At 35.3% G+C, this 18,094-nt stretch carries 26 protein-coding genes; 2 read left to right on the top strand and 24 right to left on the bottom strand.

Going from position 1 to position 18,094, the window contains the following annotated elements:
• Window positions 1-68 precede the first annotated feature (68 nt).
• The 4 genes from C4S29_RS10695 to C4S29_RS10685 all read right to left on the bottom strand — a co-directional run bounded on the left by C4S29_RS10695 (window position 69) and on the right by C4S29_RS10685 (window position 3,243).
• Window positions 69-668 (bottom strand): DUF4142 domain-containing protein, encoded by a 600-nt coding sequence (locus C4S29_RS10695; RefSeq protein WP_103914083.1) that lies wholly within the window; start codon window positions 666-668, stop codon window positions 69-71.
• Between the two features lie 365 nt (window positions 669-1,033).
• Complete coding sequence (locus C4S29_RS10690) at window positions 1,034-1,738, bottom strand: NAD(P)H-quinone oxidoreductase (RefSeq protein WP_233740540.1); 705 nt, start codon at window positions 1,736-1,738, stop codon at window positions 1,034-1,036.
• 27 nt (window positions 1,739-1,765) lie between these two features.
• Entirely contained in the window at window positions 1,766-2,008 is a 243-nt protein-coding gene (locus C4S29_RS14935; RefSeq protein WP_233740538.1) for an alcohol dehydrogenase catalytic domain-containing protein, read from the bottom strand.
• An 8-nt stretch (window positions 2,009-2,016) separates the two neighbouring features.
• Window positions 2,017-3,243: an AbiH family protein gene (locus tag C4S29_RS10685; RefSeq protein WP_103914082.1), complete on the bottom strand. Its 1,227-nt coding sequence runs from the start codon at window positions 3,241-3,243 to the stop codon at window positions 2,017-2,019.
• A gap of 216 nt (window positions 3,244-3,459) precedes the next feature.
• Between C4S29_RS10685 and mnmE the strand changes: the two genes are divergently transcribed.
• Entirely contained in the window at window positions 3,460-4,950 is a 1,491-nt protein-coding gene (mnmE, locus tag C4S29_RS10680; protein WP_103914081.1) for a tRNA uridine-5-carboxymethylaminomethyl(34) synthesis GTPase MnmE, read from the top strand.
• 393 nt (window positions 4,951-5,343) lie between these two features.
• Entirely contained in the window at window positions 5,344-5,526 is a 183-nt protein-coding gene (locus C4S29_RS10675; RefSeq protein WP_103914080.1) for a hypothetical protein, read from the top strand.
• Window positions 5,527-5,732: 206 nt separating this feature from the next.
• On the opposite strand, the gene C4S29_RS10670 is transcribed toward C4S29_RS10675, so the two are convergent.
• The 20 genes from C4S29_RS10670 to C4S29_RS10585 all read right to left on the bottom strand — a co-directional run bounded on the left by C4S29_RS10670 (window position 5,733) and on the right by C4S29_RS10585 (window position 18,094).
• Window positions 5,733-6,371: a thymidylate synthase gene (locus tag C4S29_RS10670; RefSeq protein WP_103914222.1), complete on the bottom strand. Its 639-nt coding sequence runs from the start codon at window positions 6,369-6,371 to the stop codon at window positions 5,733-5,735.
• A 158-nt stretch (window positions 6,372-6,529) separates the two neighbouring features.
• Window positions 6,530-7,075: a C40 family peptidase gene (locus C4S29_RS10665; protein WP_103914079.1), complete on the bottom strand. Its 546-nt coding sequence runs from the start codon at window positions 7,073-7,075 to the stop codon at window positions 6,530-6,532.
• Between the two features lies 1 nt (window position 7,076).
• On the bottom strand, window positions 7,077-7,229 hold the full coding sequence (locus C4S29_RS14755) for a hypothetical protein (protein WP_159969847.1): 153 nt from the start codon (window positions 7,227-7,229) through the stop codon (window positions 7,077-7,079).
• Between the two features lie 179 nt (window positions 7,230-7,408).
• Window positions 7,409-7,687, bottom strand: coding sequence for a hypothetical protein (locus C4S29_RS10660; RefSeq protein ID WP_103914078.1), 279 nt, complete (start codon window positions 7,685-7,687; stop codon window positions 7,409-7,411).
• A gap of 1 nt (window position 7,688) precedes the next feature.
• On the bottom strand, window positions 7,689-8,132 hold the full coding sequence (locus tag C4S29_RS10655) for a hypothetical protein (protein ID WP_103914077.1): 444 nt from the start codon (window positions 8,130-8,132) through the stop codon (window positions 7,689-7,691).
• Window position 8,133: 1 nt separating this feature from the next.
• Entirely contained in the window at window positions 8,134-8,553 is a 420-nt protein-coding gene (locus C4S29_RS10650) for a hypothetical protein (protein WP_103914076.1), read from the bottom strand.
• 4 nt (window positions 8,554-8,557) lie between these two features.
• Window positions 8,558-9,433 carry a hypothetical protein gene (locus tag C4S29_RS10645; RefSeq protein WP_103914075.1) on the bottom strand — a complete coding sequence of 292 codons (876 nt, stop codon included), beginning with the start codon at window positions 9,431-9,433 and terminating at the stop codon, window positions 8,558-8,560.
• On the bottom strand, window positions 9,430-10,347 hold the full coding sequence (locus C4S29_RS10640) for a hypothetical protein (RefSeq protein WP_146063312.1): 918 nt from the start codon (window positions 10,345-10,347) through the stop codon (window positions 9,430-9,432). Before C4S29_RS10640 ends, C4S29_RS10645 begins: the two co-directional genes overlap by 4 nt.
• 174 nt (window positions 10,348-10,521) lie before the next feature.
• Window positions 10,522-11,322, bottom strand: coding sequence for a hypothetical protein (locus C4S29_RS10635; RefSeq protein ID WP_103914073.1), 801 nt, complete (start codon window positions 11,320-11,322; stop codon window positions 10,522-10,524).
• Window positions 11,322-11,783 (bottom strand): hypothetical protein, encoded by a 462-nt coding sequence (locus C4S29_RS10630; protein WP_103914072.1) that lies wholly within the window; start codon window positions 11,781-11,783, stop codon window positions 11,322-11,324. The genes C4S29_RS10635 and C4S29_RS10630 overlap by 1 nt, the downstream gene beginning before the upstream one ends.
• 2 nt (window positions 11,784-11,785) lie before the next feature.
• Window positions 11,786-12,670 carry a nucleotidyltransferase gene (locus C4S29_RS10625; RefSeq protein ID WP_103914071.1) on the bottom strand — a complete coding sequence of 295 codons (885 nt, stop codon included), beginning with the start codon at window positions 12,668-12,670 and terminating at the stop codon, window positions 11,786-11,788.
• Window positions 12,670-12,963, bottom strand: coding sequence for a hypothetical protein (locus tag C4S29_RS10620; protein WP_103914070.1), 294 nt, complete (start codon window positions 12,961-12,963; stop codon window positions 12,670-12,672). Before C4S29_RS10620 ends, C4S29_RS10625 begins: the two co-directional genes overlap by 1 nt.
• The gene (locus C4S29_RS10615; RefSeq protein ID WP_103914069.1) at window positions 12,947-13,288 is read right to left on the bottom strand and encodes a hypothetical protein; all 342 of its coding nucleotides are present in this window, start codon (window positions 13,286-13,288) and stop codon (window positions 12,947-12,949) included. The genes C4S29_RS10620 and C4S29_RS10615 overlap by 17 nt, the downstream gene beginning before the upstream one ends.
• Window positions 13,285-13,500, bottom strand: a complete 216-nt coding sequence (locus C4S29_RS10610) for a hypothetical protein (protein WP_103914068.1) — start codon at window positions 13,498-13,500, stop codon at window positions 13,285-13,287. Before C4S29_RS10610 ends, C4S29_RS10615 begins: the two co-directional genes overlap by 4 nt.
• Entirely contained in the window at window positions 13,497-14,000 is a 504-nt protein-coding gene (locus C4S29_RS10605; RefSeq protein ID WP_103914067.1) for a hypothetical protein, read from the bottom strand. The genes C4S29_RS10610 and C4S29_RS10605 overlap by 4 nt, the downstream gene beginning before the upstream one ends.
• Window positions 13,997-14,968 (bottom strand): hypothetical protein, encoded by a 972-nt coding sequence (locus C4S29_RS10600; protein WP_103914066.1) that lies wholly within the window; start codon window positions 14,966-14,968, stop codon window positions 13,997-13,999. Before C4S29_RS10600 ends, C4S29_RS10605 begins: the two co-directional genes overlap by 4 nt.
• A gap of 3 nt (window positions 14,969-14,971) precedes the next feature.
• Window positions 14,972-15,691 (bottom strand): DUF6046 domain-containing protein, encoded by a 720-nt coding sequence (locus C4S29_RS10595; protein WP_103914065.1) that lies wholly within the window; start codon window positions 15,689-15,691, stop codon window positions 14,972-14,974.
• On the bottom strand, window positions 15,688-17,637 hold the full coding sequence (locus C4S29_RS10590; RefSeq protein WP_103914064.1) for a phage tail tape measure protein: 1,950 nt from the start codon (window positions 17,635-17,637) through the stop codon (window positions 15,688-15,690). The genes C4S29_RS10595 and C4S29_RS10590 overlap by 4 nt, the downstream gene beginning before the upstream one ends.
• Entirely contained in the window at window positions 17,637-17,786 is a 150-nt protein-coding gene (locus C4S29_RS14835; protein WP_185116962.1) for a hypothetical protein, read from the bottom strand. The genes C4S29_RS10590 and C4S29_RS14835 overlap by 1 nt, the downstream gene beginning before the upstream one ends.
• Window positions 17,787-17,797: 11 nt before the next feature.
• Window positions 17,798-18,094, bottom strand: a complete 297-nt coding sequence (locus C4S29_RS10585; protein ID WP_103914063.1) for a hypothetical protein — start codon at window positions 18,092-18,094, stop codon at window positions 17,798-17,800.

Genomic DNA, 18,094 nt, shown 5'->3' with positions numbered 1-18,094 from the left:
ATCTTAAAAAAAACATAAAAAATCCCGCTTTTCGGCAGGATTTTGTAATTGCTAAAAACCATGAAAATTTATTTTATCATTTTCATCGCATCTTCCGCTTTCTTTAAATGTGTTTCTAAAGTTGGTATTGTTTTCGTCGCAAATGCTTTTAGGTCGCCCGTTCCGGCCATAGATTCTTTTTTGAAGGCTTCAATTACAGCTTTATGATCTGGCACCATTAAATTGATATAAGCCTTATCAAAATCAGCGCCCATTTTCATTTTTAGGTTATCAACAGTTTTTTGTTGATCCGCATCCAAATTGGTTGGTAATTTATAATTGGCAGTCATTGCCCAGGTTTTTAATTCATTATTTGCTTTAGTGTGGTCGTCAACCATCATGATTCCAAAATCTTTAACTTTTTGGTTAGAACCGTTTGTTGCAGCAATATTTCCGAGTATCACTTCCATCATGCCACCTTTTGCGGCTGCATCTGCAAAGGTTTTATCTTGTTCACTTAACATTGTTGTTGCTTCTTTCATCGCAGTAGAATCTGTTGTCATCATTGTAGAATCCTTTGGTGAAGCCATTTTGGTGCTGTCCATTGTATTGTCAACCGTAGTGGTTTCTTTTTTTTTGCAAGCCGTTAGAGATGCTATTGCAAGCAAGGTTAAAATTGAATTTTTCATAATAATTTTCTTGATGATTAAATTAAATATAATTACGAATAATTTTTATTCGGCTAATTGGTTACAATTTTATTGCCATAAATTGATTATTCTTTATTTAATTTTGCTTTTTAATATAATATTAAATTATTTTAGCATAAAATTTTGAATATTTCATTTTATGAACTTGCAATTATTTATAGTGGAGTTTCCATTTAAGGGACGGAAGCGTTAATAAAAAATTTTGAAAATCAAGATTAGAAACTCATCTAAAAATCAGATTTTAATTGTAAAATTTCTTGAATTTATGATGGGTTTTTTCCCAAAGTTTGTCAATCAAAGTGCAAAAAAGTAGAGTGAGGAATCTTAACCAGTAAAAAATAAAATCAATCCATTGTCAATAAAATCTTACCGATATGTTCGCTGCTTTCCATTAATTTATGCGCTTCTGCGGCATCTGCGAGCGGAAAGGTTTTGTAAATAATTGGTTTTATTTTCTTTGATTCAAACATTGGCCAGATGTTTTTGGCGATGTCTTCTGCAATTTGTGTTTTTATGTCGTCCGTTTGTGGCTTTAGAAAACTACCTGTTAAAAGTAAATTTTTTGCCATGATCGTTCGCAAATTTATATTAACGTTAGAACTTTTCATGCCATTAATGTACGCCAATCTGCCTTTTTTATTGAGGATTTCCAGATTTTTTTGGGTGTAATCTCCGCCGACCATATCTAAAATCACATCAATTTTCTCATCTTTCCAAACCTCCTCGAAGTTTTCTTTTTTGTAATTGATGACGTGATCAACGCCCAAATTTTTGAGGAAATCCACCTTTTCATCTGTTCCCGCCGTGGAGTAGGTTTCGCAACCCCACGCTTTTGCCATCTGCAAACCCATGGTTCCGATGCCGCTTGTGCCGCCGTGAATTAATAATTTTTCTCCCGCTTGAAGTTTCCCCAAATGAAAGACATCAAACCAAACGGTGAAAACAGTTTCGGGAATTGCGGCGGCGTCTTCTAAACTTATGCCTTCAGGAATGGGAAGACAATGCGAACTTTCTACCGCGACAAATTCCGCGTAACCGCCGCCGGGAATTAAAGCACAAACTTTATCGCCGAACTTTTAATCTGTTACATTCTCGCCGAGTTCTGTTATTTCGCCGGAAACTTCTAAGCCGGGAATTAAAGTTTCGGGTGAATTTTTGCCGTAAGTATTGGTGTTTTGGCGCGTGATCACATCGCTGCGATTGACACCTGCGGCTTTTACTTTAATTAAGACCTGGTTTTTTTCGGGTTTTGGTTTTGGGGTTTCCTGTAATTGTAAAACTTCCGGCCCGCCGGATTTTGTGATGTGGATGGCTTGCATTTTTTGTATTAATGAATTGTAGGAGTTGAATAAATTTTTACATGAATATCTTTGTTTAAAGCATCGATTAATTCAATTGAATTTGCCTTATGAAAAATTAATTCTTTTTTCCGCATTTTGCTTAGTATATCTCTTTTACCTCTAATATCAAGTAAATTTAAAAGTAATTTTGATCTGGAAACATCATCGTGGTAAATTACAATTATTTTTTTCATATTTGAATTGATTTTAGTAAAATCAAAGATTTCATTGATGTAGTCTTCATCTGAGCGATCTAAAGAATGACCCCAAAAATAAAATTCATAATTGGTTGTGGATGAATTTTTATTTAAATCTTTTATTTCGTCTAAAAAAAAATAGTCTGTACTATTATTTAATTTTTGATAATATTTTGTGAATGGAAGAAAATAAATTTTATTATCAATGTTATTTGGAACATCATTTATACCTAAAACAATGGAATTTTTCGCAGAATTAATTCGTCCATGCAAATAATTTGATTTTATATTTGAAGGAAAAAATTTTTCAAATGTTGGAGTATAATTAAATGTAAAATAATAATTAATAGCTCTTAGAATTTTTTTGTCAAATTTTATCTCATTATTATCATACAGAGGTATTATGAATAATGAAAAATAATTGTTGAAAATGTTTTTAAATTCAATTAATTGTTGGTTTAGAAAATTTACGATTTTTTGAGTGTCTAATGAGATGAAATAGTTATATTTTTTTATAAGATATTCCTTATTAAAAGTCCAATTATAATTATCAGCACTTTTTAAAATTATTTTAAAAAATGATAAAATATTTATAATTTCAATATTGTTATTAAGTGTACTTGGTTTGTAAAATTGTAGATTTAAACCTACAGGTTTTTGGGAGAAAAATTTTTCGTTGATAATTGATATTGAAGAAAGTAGTGAATTTATAACATAGTTGATTTTATTTTCAAAGTTAATCCAAGTTTCGATAGATAATTCATTTTTAAAAAATTGAAACCATAGATTTTGTTTGAGATCATCTTTTAAAGAATTGATTCCATCGATATCAAAATTTATTTTATTGTCAAAATATTTTTCTATGTTATTAAAATTCGCAGAGTTAGAATAAATAGATTCGAAATTGAAAATGATATTTTTTTCGATGAAACTTAAAACTGCCATTAAATCAGAATATGATGTTGGTAAATTGAAATTTAAGTCAAATCCATTTCCGGTAATGAGTATTTTGGGCATTATATTCTATTTAAGTTATTACCAAATATACAAAATGAATAATTTAAATTAAAAATATTTTAAAACCTCCAAAAGAAAAAATCCCCGTCAACCTAGCCCCGATGGAAACGGCATCCCCGCCGCGGCGGGATAGAGTGGACAGCGGGACTCATCTTTGGAAAAAGCGAAACCGTCTTGCTCCTAAAAAAAACAGGATTATTTCCGTAATTTTGCAGCATGAACGGCAATTTAAATCAGGATACAATTTGTGCTTTGGCGACGGCAAACGGAATGGGCGCGCTCGGAATCATCCGGCTTTCCGGGAAAGATGCGGTGGAAATTGCGCAGAAATGTTTTAAGGGAAGTAATTTATTAACCGCGAAATCGCACTCGGTTCATTATGGATTTGTGGTGGAAAATAGAACTGAGATATTAGATATTAGACCTGAAACGGGAAACGAGAAGCAAGTTTCTGAATCCGGCAACCAGCAACCGACAACCGACAACCAAGAACTGATCGACGAAGTAATGGTTTCCGTGTTTCTGGCGCCGAAGACTTTTACGGCAGAAAATGTGGTGGAAATTTCCTTCCACGGTTCGCCACATATTGCGAAAAAAATATTGGAAGTTTTGGTGAAAAATGGAGCAAGATTGGCGAAAGCAGGTGAGTTTACGATGCGCGCTTTTATGAACGGCAGAATAGATTTATCCCAAGCCGAATCTATTGCAGATTTAATTGCTTCCGAAAATGAGGCTTCGCGAAAATTGGCTTTAAATCAATTAAAAGGCGGCATTACTAAAGAAATTTCTTTATTGCGAACTGAACTTTTAAATTTTGTGTCTTTCGTAGAATTGGAATTGGATTTTGCCGAAGAAGACGTGGAGTTTGCTGATAGAACGGCTTTGAGTAATTTATTAATTAAAATAGAAAATAAACTTAATTCACTCATTGAAAGTTTCAAATATGGAAATGCTGTCAAAAATGGAGTAGAAGTAGCGATTATCGGGAAGCCAAACGCCGGGAAATCTACACTTTTGAATGCGTTATTAAAAGAAGAACGCGCCATTGTAAGTTCTATTGCAGGAACGACGCGCGATACGATAGAGGAAGTGTTGCACATTAAAGGAAACGCATTCAGATTCATTGATACCGCAGGATTGCGAGAAACGACGGACGAAATTGAAAAAATCGGCGTGCAAAAAGCGAAGGAGAAAATTGCTTCCGCAAAAATTCTGCTTTATCTTTATGATGAATTTGATTCTACGCCGCGGGAAGTCATTAGTTTTATAAAAGAATTTCAGCGTAAAGATTTGAAAATCATTTTACTACACAATAAAATCGACCTTAAAGGCGGTTATTTTGAGAATGATTTTGACACCAAAATAAAAACCGAATTATTTCCAGATGTGACAAACACGATTTTAGGAATTTCTGCAAAAGACCCAGAAAGTGTGGAAAGCATCAAAACCGAATTGGCAAGTTATATTGAAGATTTAAGAGAATCAGAATCTAATGTTGTGGTAACCAACCAGCGGCATTATGAAGCCCTAAAAAATTCTCTTCTCGCCATAGATGCCGTGAAAGAAGCGATTTCAGCAAAAATTTCCACCGAACTTCTCGCCTACGAATTGCGCAATGCTTTAGAAAACCTCGGAGAGATTTCTGGCGAATTTACCAATGATGAAGTTTTGGGGAATATTTTTTCAAAGTTCTGTATCGGAAAATAACTATCGAAAACATCGGATAGAATAAGAAATAAAAAGCACTGTATATCAGTTAGCCCGATAGCGCGGATTTGCAAACCGTGCTGGTAAAACTTATAAGAAGTTTGAATGTTTTTTCTTATTTTTAAATAATGAATACAAATCTAAAAAGTATGACAATTGAAATCAATAATTTTTAAAGTCAAGTAGAATGTTTGGAACTTATCACGGATTGCAAATCCGCGCCATCGGGTGTTTGAATGTTTTTTCTTATTTTTAAATAATGAATACAATCTAAAAAATATGAAACTTGAAATCAATAATTTTTAAAGCCAAGTAGAATGTTTAGAACTTATCACGGATTGCAAATCCGCGCCATCGGGCAATTGAAATCAATAATTTTTAAAGTCAAGTAGAATGTTTAGAAATTGTCACGGATTGCAAATCCGCGCCATCGGGCCGGCATTAAGAGGAGCGTTTTACAAAACTATAAATAACAATAAAAAAGACGTAAATATAATTGTTAAATGGCTATCTGACCCCATAAATATGAATAGTGCTAAAAATGCAGTTGAGAATGCAGAAAAAAATAAGAAATAGAAATTATGAATATATATATTGCATTCTTGCTCTATCCTGGAGCAATTTTATTATTTTTTTTGTTTAAAATATTTAATAATAAAATTGAATTTATAATCGCCAAATCGAAAAGTAAAAATTTTCAAAACAAAATGTAAAGAAAAAACACAAATCGTTTAGCGAAAACAAATATAGGGCTTTCAAATGAAAGCCCTTTTAAATTGGTTTTAATTGACGTTTAAAGCAAACTTAACTGATTCACCGGCTAATAACTTAACTGTTGATTCTTTGTTGTTTTCGTACACATGAACATTCCCTAAAAACAAAGAAATACTTTTTAAAGGTACATCAATTTGCCTGCTGATAAGATACAAATGGTAAATATCCGCCGGCAAACCTAAATTCGCGTCCGAACTTCTTTGATACGCAGATACAGCCAATTTTCCCTGATCGATTTGAAACTGTATTAATGACAGACAGGGTTGCTGATTGCTCTCTGTATCATTCTTACCTAAAAACAACACATAATTTTTACTATTTCGCTTCTCTCTATTTATTTTTTTGATCAAATCCGGAAGTTGTTCAAAATAGGTTGGGTAACTATTAACCAGGATTGGTCCACAGTAATCCCACCAAGGTATGCCAGCTTCTCTATATCGCTCAGTTAATCGTTCACCTGACTGGAACAAGTCCAATTCTGTTTTGAGTTTATTCCGGGCTATTCCATGACCTTCAAATATTTCCAATAGATCAGCGGGTTTCAACGATAAATGTTCATTGAGTAAATAATTAATATTACCCTTTTTATTTTCCTGTAATTTGCCTTTTTCAAGGATTTTGTTTAAAATTTTGTGGTATTTGTTCATTGTATTGGTTTTAGTTTTTATATTTGTGGCTCTCACATCTTAACATAAAAAAAGCACGAAGTACAGAAGACTTGTGTCCTCCGTAGCTTCGTGCTTATGTTTAAAAGATGTGAGAGTTTTTTAAAGCGGAGGACATTTTTTGTCCTCATAGATTCATTTTAAGATTCGTTAGTGCTGACAACACCATTTGAGTTTAAAAACACCCTTTTTACACTTTTTGGCTGAATGATATATTTTGGTCTTCTGGCTTCCGTTAAGCGGTTTTTTGCTACACGTGTGACGTTATACTGATTGCTTTGATTGCCTCCAACCACATGATAACACACAGCATCTTCACCAACATACATTCCTACATGTCCGCCACCAGTTCTGGTAAACACCAAAATATCACCAAACATTGGAACCGGTGCCTTTACCCCAAACTGCAGGAAGGATTTCGCTCTCAGGCGGTCAAATCCTGAAAATAGCAGCGTTTTGTAAGTTAAGATGCAGATTGCACACATTGCAACGGCGCACCATGCTGTATCATCGTTTTTGTAGATGTCACGAACGCCCGCAATTTCTGCAAGTTTCATTATTTCAGGGTTTGATTTAGGACCGGGGATTTCGTAGGTATTTAATTTACCTATTCTCACCGCTTCTTTAATCATTAAAGGCGCGTCCGGAACATCTCCAAGCCACGCGTAATCGTTAGAAATTCTCATATTATGGTTTTAGTTTTAGTTTTATAAAATATTTCCCAAGTTCCCAAACCGCTATCAGTATGATTCCAAACCAAATGAAGGCTGAAAGCGGTGAAGATTTCGTCTTCAGATCTAATTGAGTGTTTTTAGTTGCTAATTCTTTCGTGAGCTTCAAGTTTACGTTATTTGATTTTTCGTAATTTTTAGCAATAGAATCTTTTTGTTTTTTTAAATCTGTTATTTCTATTTTAAGATCTGAAATGTCATTTTCAAGTTTGGTTTCATTGCCATATTTAAGTTCCGTATTGTCATTAACAGGAATCTCAGTAGTATTGCCGGTTGCGTCCGTCAGTTTTACAAATCGAGTTGCTCCAGGATCTGCACATTTGCCATTATTTTGCAGATTAAAATTCTGTGAGTTAGTAAAAAAAATTTATTTGCTGTTGAATGCGATTTTAAAGCTGCAGAATCTGACTTTGTGATAATTTCTACACCTTTATCCTTTTCGTTAGATTTAACCGTCAAATTCAGTTTATCATCTGTTTTAAGAAATTTTTTTTCTTTGGTTTTATTTTTAAAAATACTGCAGGACAATATTGCCGTGAGCATAATGAATAATAGTAGTTTTTTCATGTTATTTTAGTTTTAAATATTTCAATATTCCATTACTTTTTGTGCGTGGATCAATCCAATTTCCCACTTCCTGGTTAATGGAATTTTCACAATGGTTTTTATCTAATCTGTTTAAAAGCCTTACTAAACTTTCACCGTAGAACCACCTTGAAAGTAAACCCTTTCCCTTGGTTGTAAGTTTTTTATCGGCTTCACATTTTCCCAAAAGAGATGATAAAGTTTCCTGGCAATACCAATCATAATTTTTTAAATAATCCCAGTCTTGCTGAAAAATATAAGTGCGCCATAATGTTCTAAATTCCATTTTTGCCCAGATGTCTATGCTTTTGGCTGTGGAAAGAAAATAGCCATTTGACGTTCCATTTTGTTTTTTTACAGTTCTAAAATTTACCAATGTGAGAATTGGTATTAAAAGCCAGGCCACAAAAAATAAAAGTAAATTCATATTAATTTTCTTGTATTATAAACCATTCGTTGGGCTGCAGTTCATAATTAGTAACAAATACTCCCGTCCCGCCGTTTTCGTCCTGTACTTCATCAAGTTCAGTCTGAGTAACGTAGAGTAGCGCACCACATAGAAGGTCATAAAAATCATCTGAAAATTCCTCTGTAACTTCTATCGGGTTGTTTAGATATTTAAACAACGCATTTATTTTTTCTTTTGGGTATGGGATTTCACGCATAGTACCTATAGGGATTTTAACTATACTGCCATCTGTGTTGGTTGTAACTGCGTAATCAGACACCTCAATCACATAACTTTTATTATTGGGAATAAAAATTAATCTGCCAATTTCTATTTGAACAATCTCATAATAGGAACTTCTGCCTTTGCCTATTTTGCCCTTTTTTGTACTTCGTATCATAATGTTAAATTCTATTAATGGTTATCGTGAAACCTAAACTTTGTAGGTATGTCACAGCGGCATCTGACGCGGATGTTCTATTTCCTTTTAAATTAATTAATTTGCCGCCAATAGCAGATGTTATAGTGTTTGCCATATCGTTTAATAAAGTATTATTTTCAGCGTTCGTTAAAGCAATTGGTAAAAGCAAAGTGTCAAAGGCGCTTGCCCAAGTTTTCCCACCGCTATAAGAAATTGCAGATCCAGAAGTCGCAAATTTCAAACTCAAAAAGGTTAAAGAAGTAGGCATTTTTGCTAAATTTCCAAGTAGTTTTTTTGCACCGACTGAGTTATTACCTTGTATGTTTAATATTCTTAGTTTTGAAGTTGACGAAATTCCGCTCATATTAAAATTGACAGTTCCTGCAATCTGAAAATCATATCCATAGATTACTTCAACAGAATCGGGCATATCTAATACATTTCCATTAATTGTAGGAAAGTTGGCACCATACGAATAGTTTTCTATACGAAAAGAATACAAATTAGGAAACTGCTTTAAAAAGATAGAAACGTCAGCAATATTAAATAAATTGGTATTGGCGGCGGTTCTTGGGTAGGTAAAACTAATAGAATACACATCTTTGAGACCTTTTAAAAATTTAATGCTGATATTTCCTGTAAAAACACCAGAATAAGAAAAATTCATAGCGCCGCTACTAGTAATTGTATAATCGAAATACTTAGGGTTTGTAAATCCAAAAGGAGTGCTACCATCTCCTTTATCAATTACAGAATCTCCATTTCTTGTGGAAATCTGCATATTCATAGATGATGTGTTTGTAATAGGAATTAAAGCAATTTTTTTTTCTTTAATCCTTCCATATATAGTTCTTATCATAACCCATCAATTTCAAAATAATTACTTCCATCACGCCTTGATAATAAGAATATCGCCTTGCCAGTAAATGCAGTAGGAGTACTTCCAAACCACGCCATTGGACTCGTAATTGCTGGAGTTACAGTTACGCCTTCATCTACCTTACCGTTGCAAGTAAAGTCAGAAGTTAATCCAGTCGGTACAGTCAAAATTCCAGTACTTGTAAAAATCACTATACAACCTTTCCAATCTTCTAAAACAGTCGCTGGAAGTGGTACAAAGAATTGTTTGTTTCTTTGAAAGTTACTTTTAGCAACTATGGAATTATTCCCTGTAACCAAGAAATCAGATGTATTATTTGGTGCGGTGGGTTTATCAAGTTTCAATGCAGACAAAACGCTGTCCTGCATTGCACGGTTTACTATCTCCGTATTAATTTGATATAATAAATTACTTTCCGACGCTTCGCGATTCTCAATCTCCTGCGCCATTTGGTCAAGCCTTTCAGTTTCTTCGTTGTCTAAATTGACCTTAAGATCATTAAGCCTATCATCTATAGATTTGAATAGATCGGAATAATCTTCAATATGCTGAGAACCTACGTTTACAATGATTCTTCTGATAGGTACAGCACCTTCTGGAAGTTCCGGCTCTACAGCCTCTTCCGCTTCAATTCCTTCCGCTAAAAAAAACAAAGCCGGTTCCGGCAAGGCGTACAAAACTAAAATCTTGATATAATTAACTACGGCTGTATAATTAAACACATTTGGAAATTCGCGTTCATAAATTTTCCCTTTAACCCTTACCTTATTACTTCCGGAAATATGTACCGCCAAATTCACGGAATCCGTAGTGCTTGTAATATCGCCAATCGCAATAATTTCAGAAGTCTGAATTGAAAAAGGCAATTGGTTTTCCGGGACCACGCCGTTCACGAGATCAGCCTTTTTTTGCAATGCTTCTAAAAGCCCTGTAATACCTGAAATAGCAATCCCCTCCCATTTATGATAAAAGGAATCCAGCCACGCCCAAAATTGCTCCTGTGGTGGTTTTTTTTTGTTGCTGAACCATTCCTTGATCGTGTTTATATTTACTATTGGCATTTTTTATTATTCAAATCCTACGAAAATGATGAAATCTACTATTGTTGATGGTTGGATATTGCTGTGAGATTGATCATTCCCAAAGGAAATTTTCACATGGCGATGCCCAAATGCAGAAGTACTGCCAGCAATCGTTGCTGAAGAATTATCAGTATAGGTAGTTATTCCGGTTGGTGTATCAGAATTTCCGGCAATAGTTTGAAAAGTACCTTCTGTTTTCGGTAATTGGTTTTGTGTTAAAGTCACCTGCGCCGTTCCGATTTGCGTTCCCAACGCAGCACCAAAATTTGTGTCACCGGTTTTTCTACCGACTGGCACGGTTCCCTGGAATGGAATATGAATTTCCCAACCTTCTGGAATTTCTTCTGCAGGTTTTCCCCAAACCGCAACTAAACCAATCGGTACTGCTTTTTCTAACTGGATCAAACGATCTTCCAAGGCAAATAAAGTTAACGGACGTCTGAAATCTTCCCAGGGATAAGATACCGTTGCATCACCAAATGTGGCGTAACGTGTATAGATCACGGCTTTAATATCACCGCTTTCAAAACCGCGCGCGTCCGGAACTTCTACAATCACTACGTTATCTGTAATAGTTGTTCCTAAAAATGGAAGCAGTTCGCCGTAAATTGAAACAAAACCGTTGGTCACCGTTCCGCCGCTGGCATTGTTACAACCATCAATAATTGCGAGTTCGCCTGCAAGATTACCGAATGTATTAAAATTTTTATAGGCTTGCTGTGCGGCGTCTAAAATCTGCGTAGATAGCGGAAAACCGCCCGCCTGGTTGTAATCTATTTTATCCATTATTCTGTTGTTATTTTGTATCTTTTGCTTGCTAATCTGTAGAAATCTATCAAGGATTTCATTTCATAAATGCTATATTGAAGTCCAACCGGCACCACAACAATAAAATCGACACCTGTGTCTTCATAATCGCTGTCATCGTACAAATACATCGTGCCTAAAAATTTTGTTTTTTGTTCGGCATCGGTGTAGATATATTGTCTTTTAAAAGAATTTCCATTGTCAATCCGGATGCGTCTTAATTCATTATCAAACCGGTCATTGAGAGCGCCTCTTAAATAGCATTTTTGCGAGTTATGCGCCAGGTTGTAGATATTTTGTTTCCGGTACTGCAACCACCAATAGTGGACGTCACCAACCGGCGAAACCAAAAGCTCAATCCACGCTTTCATCACATCCGATCTTAAAAAAGTCGGAAGCAATAAAATTGAAAGCCGTTTCCAGTTGACGTTAAACCACATAATTAATTTGCTATATATTCAATATTGTTAAAATTCTCAATTTGGAAATAGCCGGAAACCGGTATTTTTTTTACGGCAATGTTTTCAAAAGTGGCGTAAGTAATTCCAGCGGAATCAATCCAAGATGACGCGGCATTTATCAAATGTGGAATTTTTACACCTTCGGTTTTTTGAAGTTTATCGATTAAAGATGCAAGGATCAATTCACCGTTAAAAGGAAGTTCCCGCATAAATTCCTTAAGCGCAATTTCAACCGGTTTTTTACCACCATTTGCGCCGGTTATCGCAACACCGCTAGAACTTAAAACCAAAGGATCGTAATAAATTTTAAGCGTTAATCTTAAAATATCTGGCAGATAATTGATGATTGTAACCACTACGCCAGCGTCACGCGCTTCATCAATATAAGCATCAAAACTTTCTTTTTCGGCCTCTGAAATTGGTGCGAGATCACCATTGCTGTCTTCTGTTGCAATTTTTATGATCAATCTGCTTTCGTTAACCGCTTCGGTTACTGCAGAATATTTTATAATTTTTGAAGCCGCAATTTGTTCGTCAGTATAACCTTCATTAATGAAAACATCAGTGTCATCGTACAAATCAAAGCCATACTGAAAAGCCAGCGCCTTATTTCGGTACCAAGTTAAAGAATGAGGTTTTTGCTGCAGGATAATGTCTGAAACTTCGGCTTTGTGATTATCGAAAAGCAGTTCAAAAACATAAAAAACGCGGGCAAAAAAATCAATTAAAATGTTTTCAAAGGAAACTGTGGAAAATTGTTCGTCAAAAGATCTGGCTTGATCTAAACCGTACCATTGCACTAAATTTTCATTGATCATAAATAGGTCAGTGATGCTTTTTTTTATTTCTGAAATTTGTCGTGCCATTATTGAACTATAAAATTTTTATTAATGATCCAATAAGAAATACCTTCAAGGTTTTCTTCCGGATCTTCTATATTTTCCAAGTCTGCTGTTGCAGGTTGCTTTTTGCTAAATTGGGTTACAGTGTCAATATCTCTGATTCCTGTTCCGGCGATTTCTTCACCAATTGCCACCACTTCTGTAATACTTTTGTTATTTAAAATGGCCATTGCCAAAATATCTTCAAAACTTCCGGTCAACTGGCAAACCATATCGATGAAACTTTGTCCCTGCTGTACTTTATTCGTATTCTGCATCGATAGAAAAATTTTGAAGGTTATATAATTCCAAATGATTAACGTTTAGGCCATCCAGTGCAAATTGTTGTTTTATAGCATGTCTGTACTTTAAAAGATCTTCATCTAATAGTGATGAACGCAATCCAACACCCAGTAAAAGATTGGACTTAAAATCGCCCGGTTCTGCAATAAGGATAGAAGCCATATTTTGCTCTAAAGTTTCGCCGATCACCAAACCGCTGATTATTCTTCCATACTGATCCTTGACAATATTAATTTTCAGATCGTAATTTTTACCATCTAAACTGTCCTTATACTGTATGCCAGTTGCTTTACTTTTCATTCTAATTTTCCTTCAAAAGTTCCGGTTACAGCTCCATTTGGTGCTATTAATCCACTTATATACTGTATTGATGCTTCTTTTAACCAAACTTCCAAAACATCAATTATACGTTCTGAAAATTCTTCTATGGAAGTTTCTTCACGCGTCATCATTTCTTCTAAAATTGTCACAAGCGCAGTTTTTGCTGCTGCTTTTTTTGTGGCTAAACTCATTTTAAAATTGTTTTAAAATCGGTTTCAAATTTTTCTATCTTTAAAATGGAATCCGGTAAAGGAATACCACTTGGTCCAACTGGTGTGAAGACTTTTAATGTTTTTAGAAGATCTACCAATTGCTGAAATAAATCAGTAAAACTGGTTTCATCGTTTTCAACTTTTATTTTCCCTTCAGTACTATCAATTTCTACATTTAATCCATTTTCATTAAAAATGATCTTTTCCGCCACATCACATTTTATCATTGTTAAATTCCCTATGGTTCCGTCCGCGCTAAGCATTAAAACGCGCGAATTAATTTTTGGAATTATCAAAAAATTATTTTCGCCATCTGCTGTTGCCTTCAATCTTATATCTGAAATTTCAAAACCATCAGCTAATTTTACGCTGCAGGTATCACCTTCAATTTTTGTCACTATTCCATCAATCGGTAAATTTGGATTGGCCGCCACAATTCCCCGGATATTTTCTTTCAGTTGTGCAATCTTATCTTTCATTTACTCAGTTTTATTGCCGGTGTTACAGTGCGTTTTCCGCCACTTTCACTAAAATTAGTAACTACACTTTCAGTGTAATATCTTCCGTCTTTATACAGATAATCATCATCGTATATCCCGATCGTGAAACTTGGTTCGACGTATGGAATTAGCCAGGCATCAAAAGTGCCTTCATATCCTGGCGCCATTCTATTTTTATATTCCGTGTCTGCAATTATTTTAACTGCATTTGATGATAGCCGTCCCACTTTTTTAGTGATTTTTTCACCACCGGTCTGGCCAACTGTTTTACTGATTGTTTTGCCGTCTAATCCAACACTTTCAACTGTTACCTCTACTTTTCGGAACTCAGCAGATTTATATTCCAAAGAACTCGTTTCTATGTTATGCTGAAAACTGTAATCAGCTTCACCCGATTTTCTTAAATAAGCGGGATGGATGTGCAATGCTTTATTTTTCATATCAAAATAAATATCTGCACCTGTTTCTTCCTGCAGTTTTGCCAAAACATCAAAACCAGTAGCCTGGTAAATTGTGAATTTGTCATAAACTAAATCGTAATCTGTAACTACTTTATAGCCTGGATTAATATTTTGAACAACATACTGCGCAATTTGCTTCACCGTGGCAGGCTTAAATTCTTTATTCGGAATTCCTTTCCGGAAGAGAAATAAGCCATCTTCACACGAAATTTTTAAAGAACTATCTTCTGTAATTATTTCTTTTACGAAACCCTCAAATTCTAAACTTAAATCACTGTCATAACCCAATCTTATTTTAACTTCATCACCCGATTTTATAAAATCCTGAACGCGCAAAACTTTATTCATATCGGCTTCAGGTAAAATAATTGTCGCAAAATCTGCGAGGTTTTTTACAGATTTTTCTATCTGGCATTCTGCTAAAATTCCCAGGTTATAAATGCCTTCTTTATTTCTAAAGCTGATGTCCCAGTTTAATTGATACATAATTTATCTCTCAGGTTGTCCGCCAATAGGTATTCCAACGTCTAAAATTCCCTTTTTTCGTTTATAGATCAGATTATATGGGAAATCTGACAAAGCCTTTATTTCGTATGCCTGAACGTTTTCACCCTTTGTGAAAGGAAACGAAACCGATTCAATCACGATTTTATTAATATTTAAAATTTGCAATGGCTCACAAAGAACCTCAATTGCTTCTGCAGTTAAAAGGTAATCTCTCAAACGTTCCATTTCGTAGCGTGGATAGGTTTGTGAGGATTTCCCAAGCATTTTATCACCATAAAAAGCACCAGTAATAGTGATTTGGTAATCATCTGTTGACCATCTTTCCTTTATGGATCCAATTAGATTTTTTCCTGCTTTTGCAATATTTCTCTTTACAATAATGTTTGCACCTTCAATATTTAACATCGGTTCCCAAGGCAATAAATACCAATTTTCATCCTTTGAACTTCTGAATGAAAATGGGAAAAACTGATTATCTTCTGAGATCGTCTGATCATTTCGCCACAACTGATCCTCATTATTTTGAACCTCATAACTTGGATAATGAACATTTACAGGTTGATTAAGAATCGGTAAAAATCTCACAGGTGGTAAAACATGTTTTGAGATCTCATTTTGCACCGCTGCAAATCTTGGGATCTGTTCAACAACTTTACTTCCCAATAGTGAAGCGATCAGTGCGTTTTCGTTTGTTAACTTCATGATCCTGCTGTTACTGCTGATGCGGTTGCACGTAAAATTTCATCTAAAATCTCAGATCCAACTTTATCAATTGCAGATCCTTTGGATCCCGCATAATTTTGAATACCGATCAGATCTTTAAAATTTAATGTCACGTAATTATGTTTTGTACCGCCCGTTGCAATACTTTCAGTCGTTTTTTTACCTTTTGCTTTAGTTTCTGCAGCATTCCCACCGCCACCGGAACCTGCACCATCGGAACCTGGAATTCCAACCGGCGTAGCAATTCCACTATTCACATTGGTTGCATCTTTAGTTTTTCCATGCGCTTTTGTGTAAGCATCAGAAGCCGCTGTTCCTGCAGCCATTGCACCTTTCCATCCGTTTCCAACCTGCGATATTGCTTTACCTGTAGAACCAATTCCGCTTAAATCAAACATTGCTTTTTTTCCGGTGTCCCACGCTTTTTGCCAATCTCCTTTAAAAAATGAAACTAAGGCAGAACCAATTCCGGTTATACCTGATAACATTTCGGTAAATCTGTTGATCACATAATCTTTAATTACTTTGCCAAATAGTTTTAATGCTTCCCAACCTTTGAAAATGACTTTTCTGAAGCCCTCAAATTTGTTCCAGCAAACCATGACAATTGCAACCAACGCGGCAATACCTGCCACTATCCATAATCCAGGGAAAGCCATCATTGACTCATTCCAAAGCCATTGAGCACCGGTAACAATATTAGTCCATAAAGTGGCCATTTTTTGGGTATTGGTAATAAACATGAAACCTTTACCTATTACATCAAAAAGAGGTGAAAGATTGGCCATATCCTTTGCCGCATCAGCAACTACAGAAGCGTAACCCATCCAGCCATTTGTAGCATTGAATAGTGAGATTTTAAAGTCATCCAATTGCGCTTTAAGCCTAGCATTTTTTTCTGCAGGACCTTCCATTACAATTGCCGCCTGCTCGTATGCGCTATTTGTTCCTTTTACTGCAGTTGTCAAACGGTCCATTTCACCAGTTTGCCCAATTAATGCCATGGCGGCATTTGCATTTTCTTTTCCGAACATGGCGGACATCAAAGCAGAATCTTTTAATAATGGCTTTAACAGACTTAATCTTTGTGATAAAGTTTTCCCAGGATTATTCAAATCACTGATATTTATGCCTAGTTTTTTAAACTCTGTCTGTACAGTTTTAGGTAAAAATCTACCTTGTCCCAAGGTTGCCAATACATTTCTTAAAGCAACGCCACCCTCAGCACCTTTTTTTCCGGATTTATCTAAAATCTGAATTGCAGAATTTGTTTCCTCAAATGATACATTTGCGCTTTTTGCTGCCATTCCGGCATTTTCTAAAGCAGATTTTATTTGTGGGAATTCTGCAGATCCTTCTTTTGCTGATGCTGCCATCACGTTCATCATGGCCGCCATTATTTGGGATGCTTTTGTAGGATCCTGCAAAGAAATACCGTACTGATTCATTGCGGTAGTTAAAACCTCGGTTGCTGCGTTGGTATCTCCGCCCATCAATTTTGAGGTATAATTAACAGTGTCGCCCATGCTTTTTAAAGCCGTTGGTACTTTTGCGATTTCCGGCGAAAGTTGGCTTAATATCAGTTTGTAAGATTCTACACCCTGCGCTGCAGAACCTCCAAATGTTTTAGCTGCGGTCCGGGCATAACCTTCAATTTCTTTTAATTTATCACCTGCAACACCGGTAATGGCTTGCAGATCATGCATAGATGTTGAAAGTGACATGCCCGGCGCATTAAGACTACTAATTCCATCAGACACACGGCTAATCTGTTCAATAATTGCGTTTAGTCTAATTGCCCCTAACTTCTTATTAATCTGCGAAACCATTGAAGTAGTTGATTTCTGAATATTATTGACAGATGCAAGGACTTTATTTTGTCCCTGCATTTGCACAATTATATTATAAAGTAAATCGTTAGTCATTATTGGCCGTTTTCAATCTTTCTTAGGTGTTTTAGTTCGGCAACTCTTGCTGCCCATTCTTCGTCACTTAACAGGCTTGGATCTGGTATATGGAAGTAATAAATTAGTTGAGCATTTTGAACGCGAAACCAATCCGTTTTGGGATCCACTTCCGCCTGTTCTATAGCTTTACCAGTTCCGCTTCTTTAATTTGGATCAGTTCGGGTAATTTGGCAGATGCAGAAAGAAATAAACCGTCATCAGTTTTAATTTCTTCATCACCGCCTAACCAACAATCTTTTAAAATGATCTCATTAAAAGCCATATTATCTTTTTGACCGGCCATTGCGGCGTAACTCAAAGTTTTTCGGTTTGGTTTTTTTAGATAGGCTTTTTTATCTTCAATTTTGATCATGAATATGTCACCGTGTTCTGCCTTCCAGGCGTCGATTTGTTTTTGTGTAATTTCTTTTGACAT

Origin of the sequence: Halpernia humi (assembly GCF_900108025.1) — a bacterium.
Lineage (GTDB): Bacteria > Bacteroidota > Bacteroidia > Flavobacteriales > Weeksellaceae > Halpernia > Halpernia humi.
Note: the sequence above shows the minus strand (reverse complement) of the source record. Positions and strands in the feature narration are given on the sequence as shown.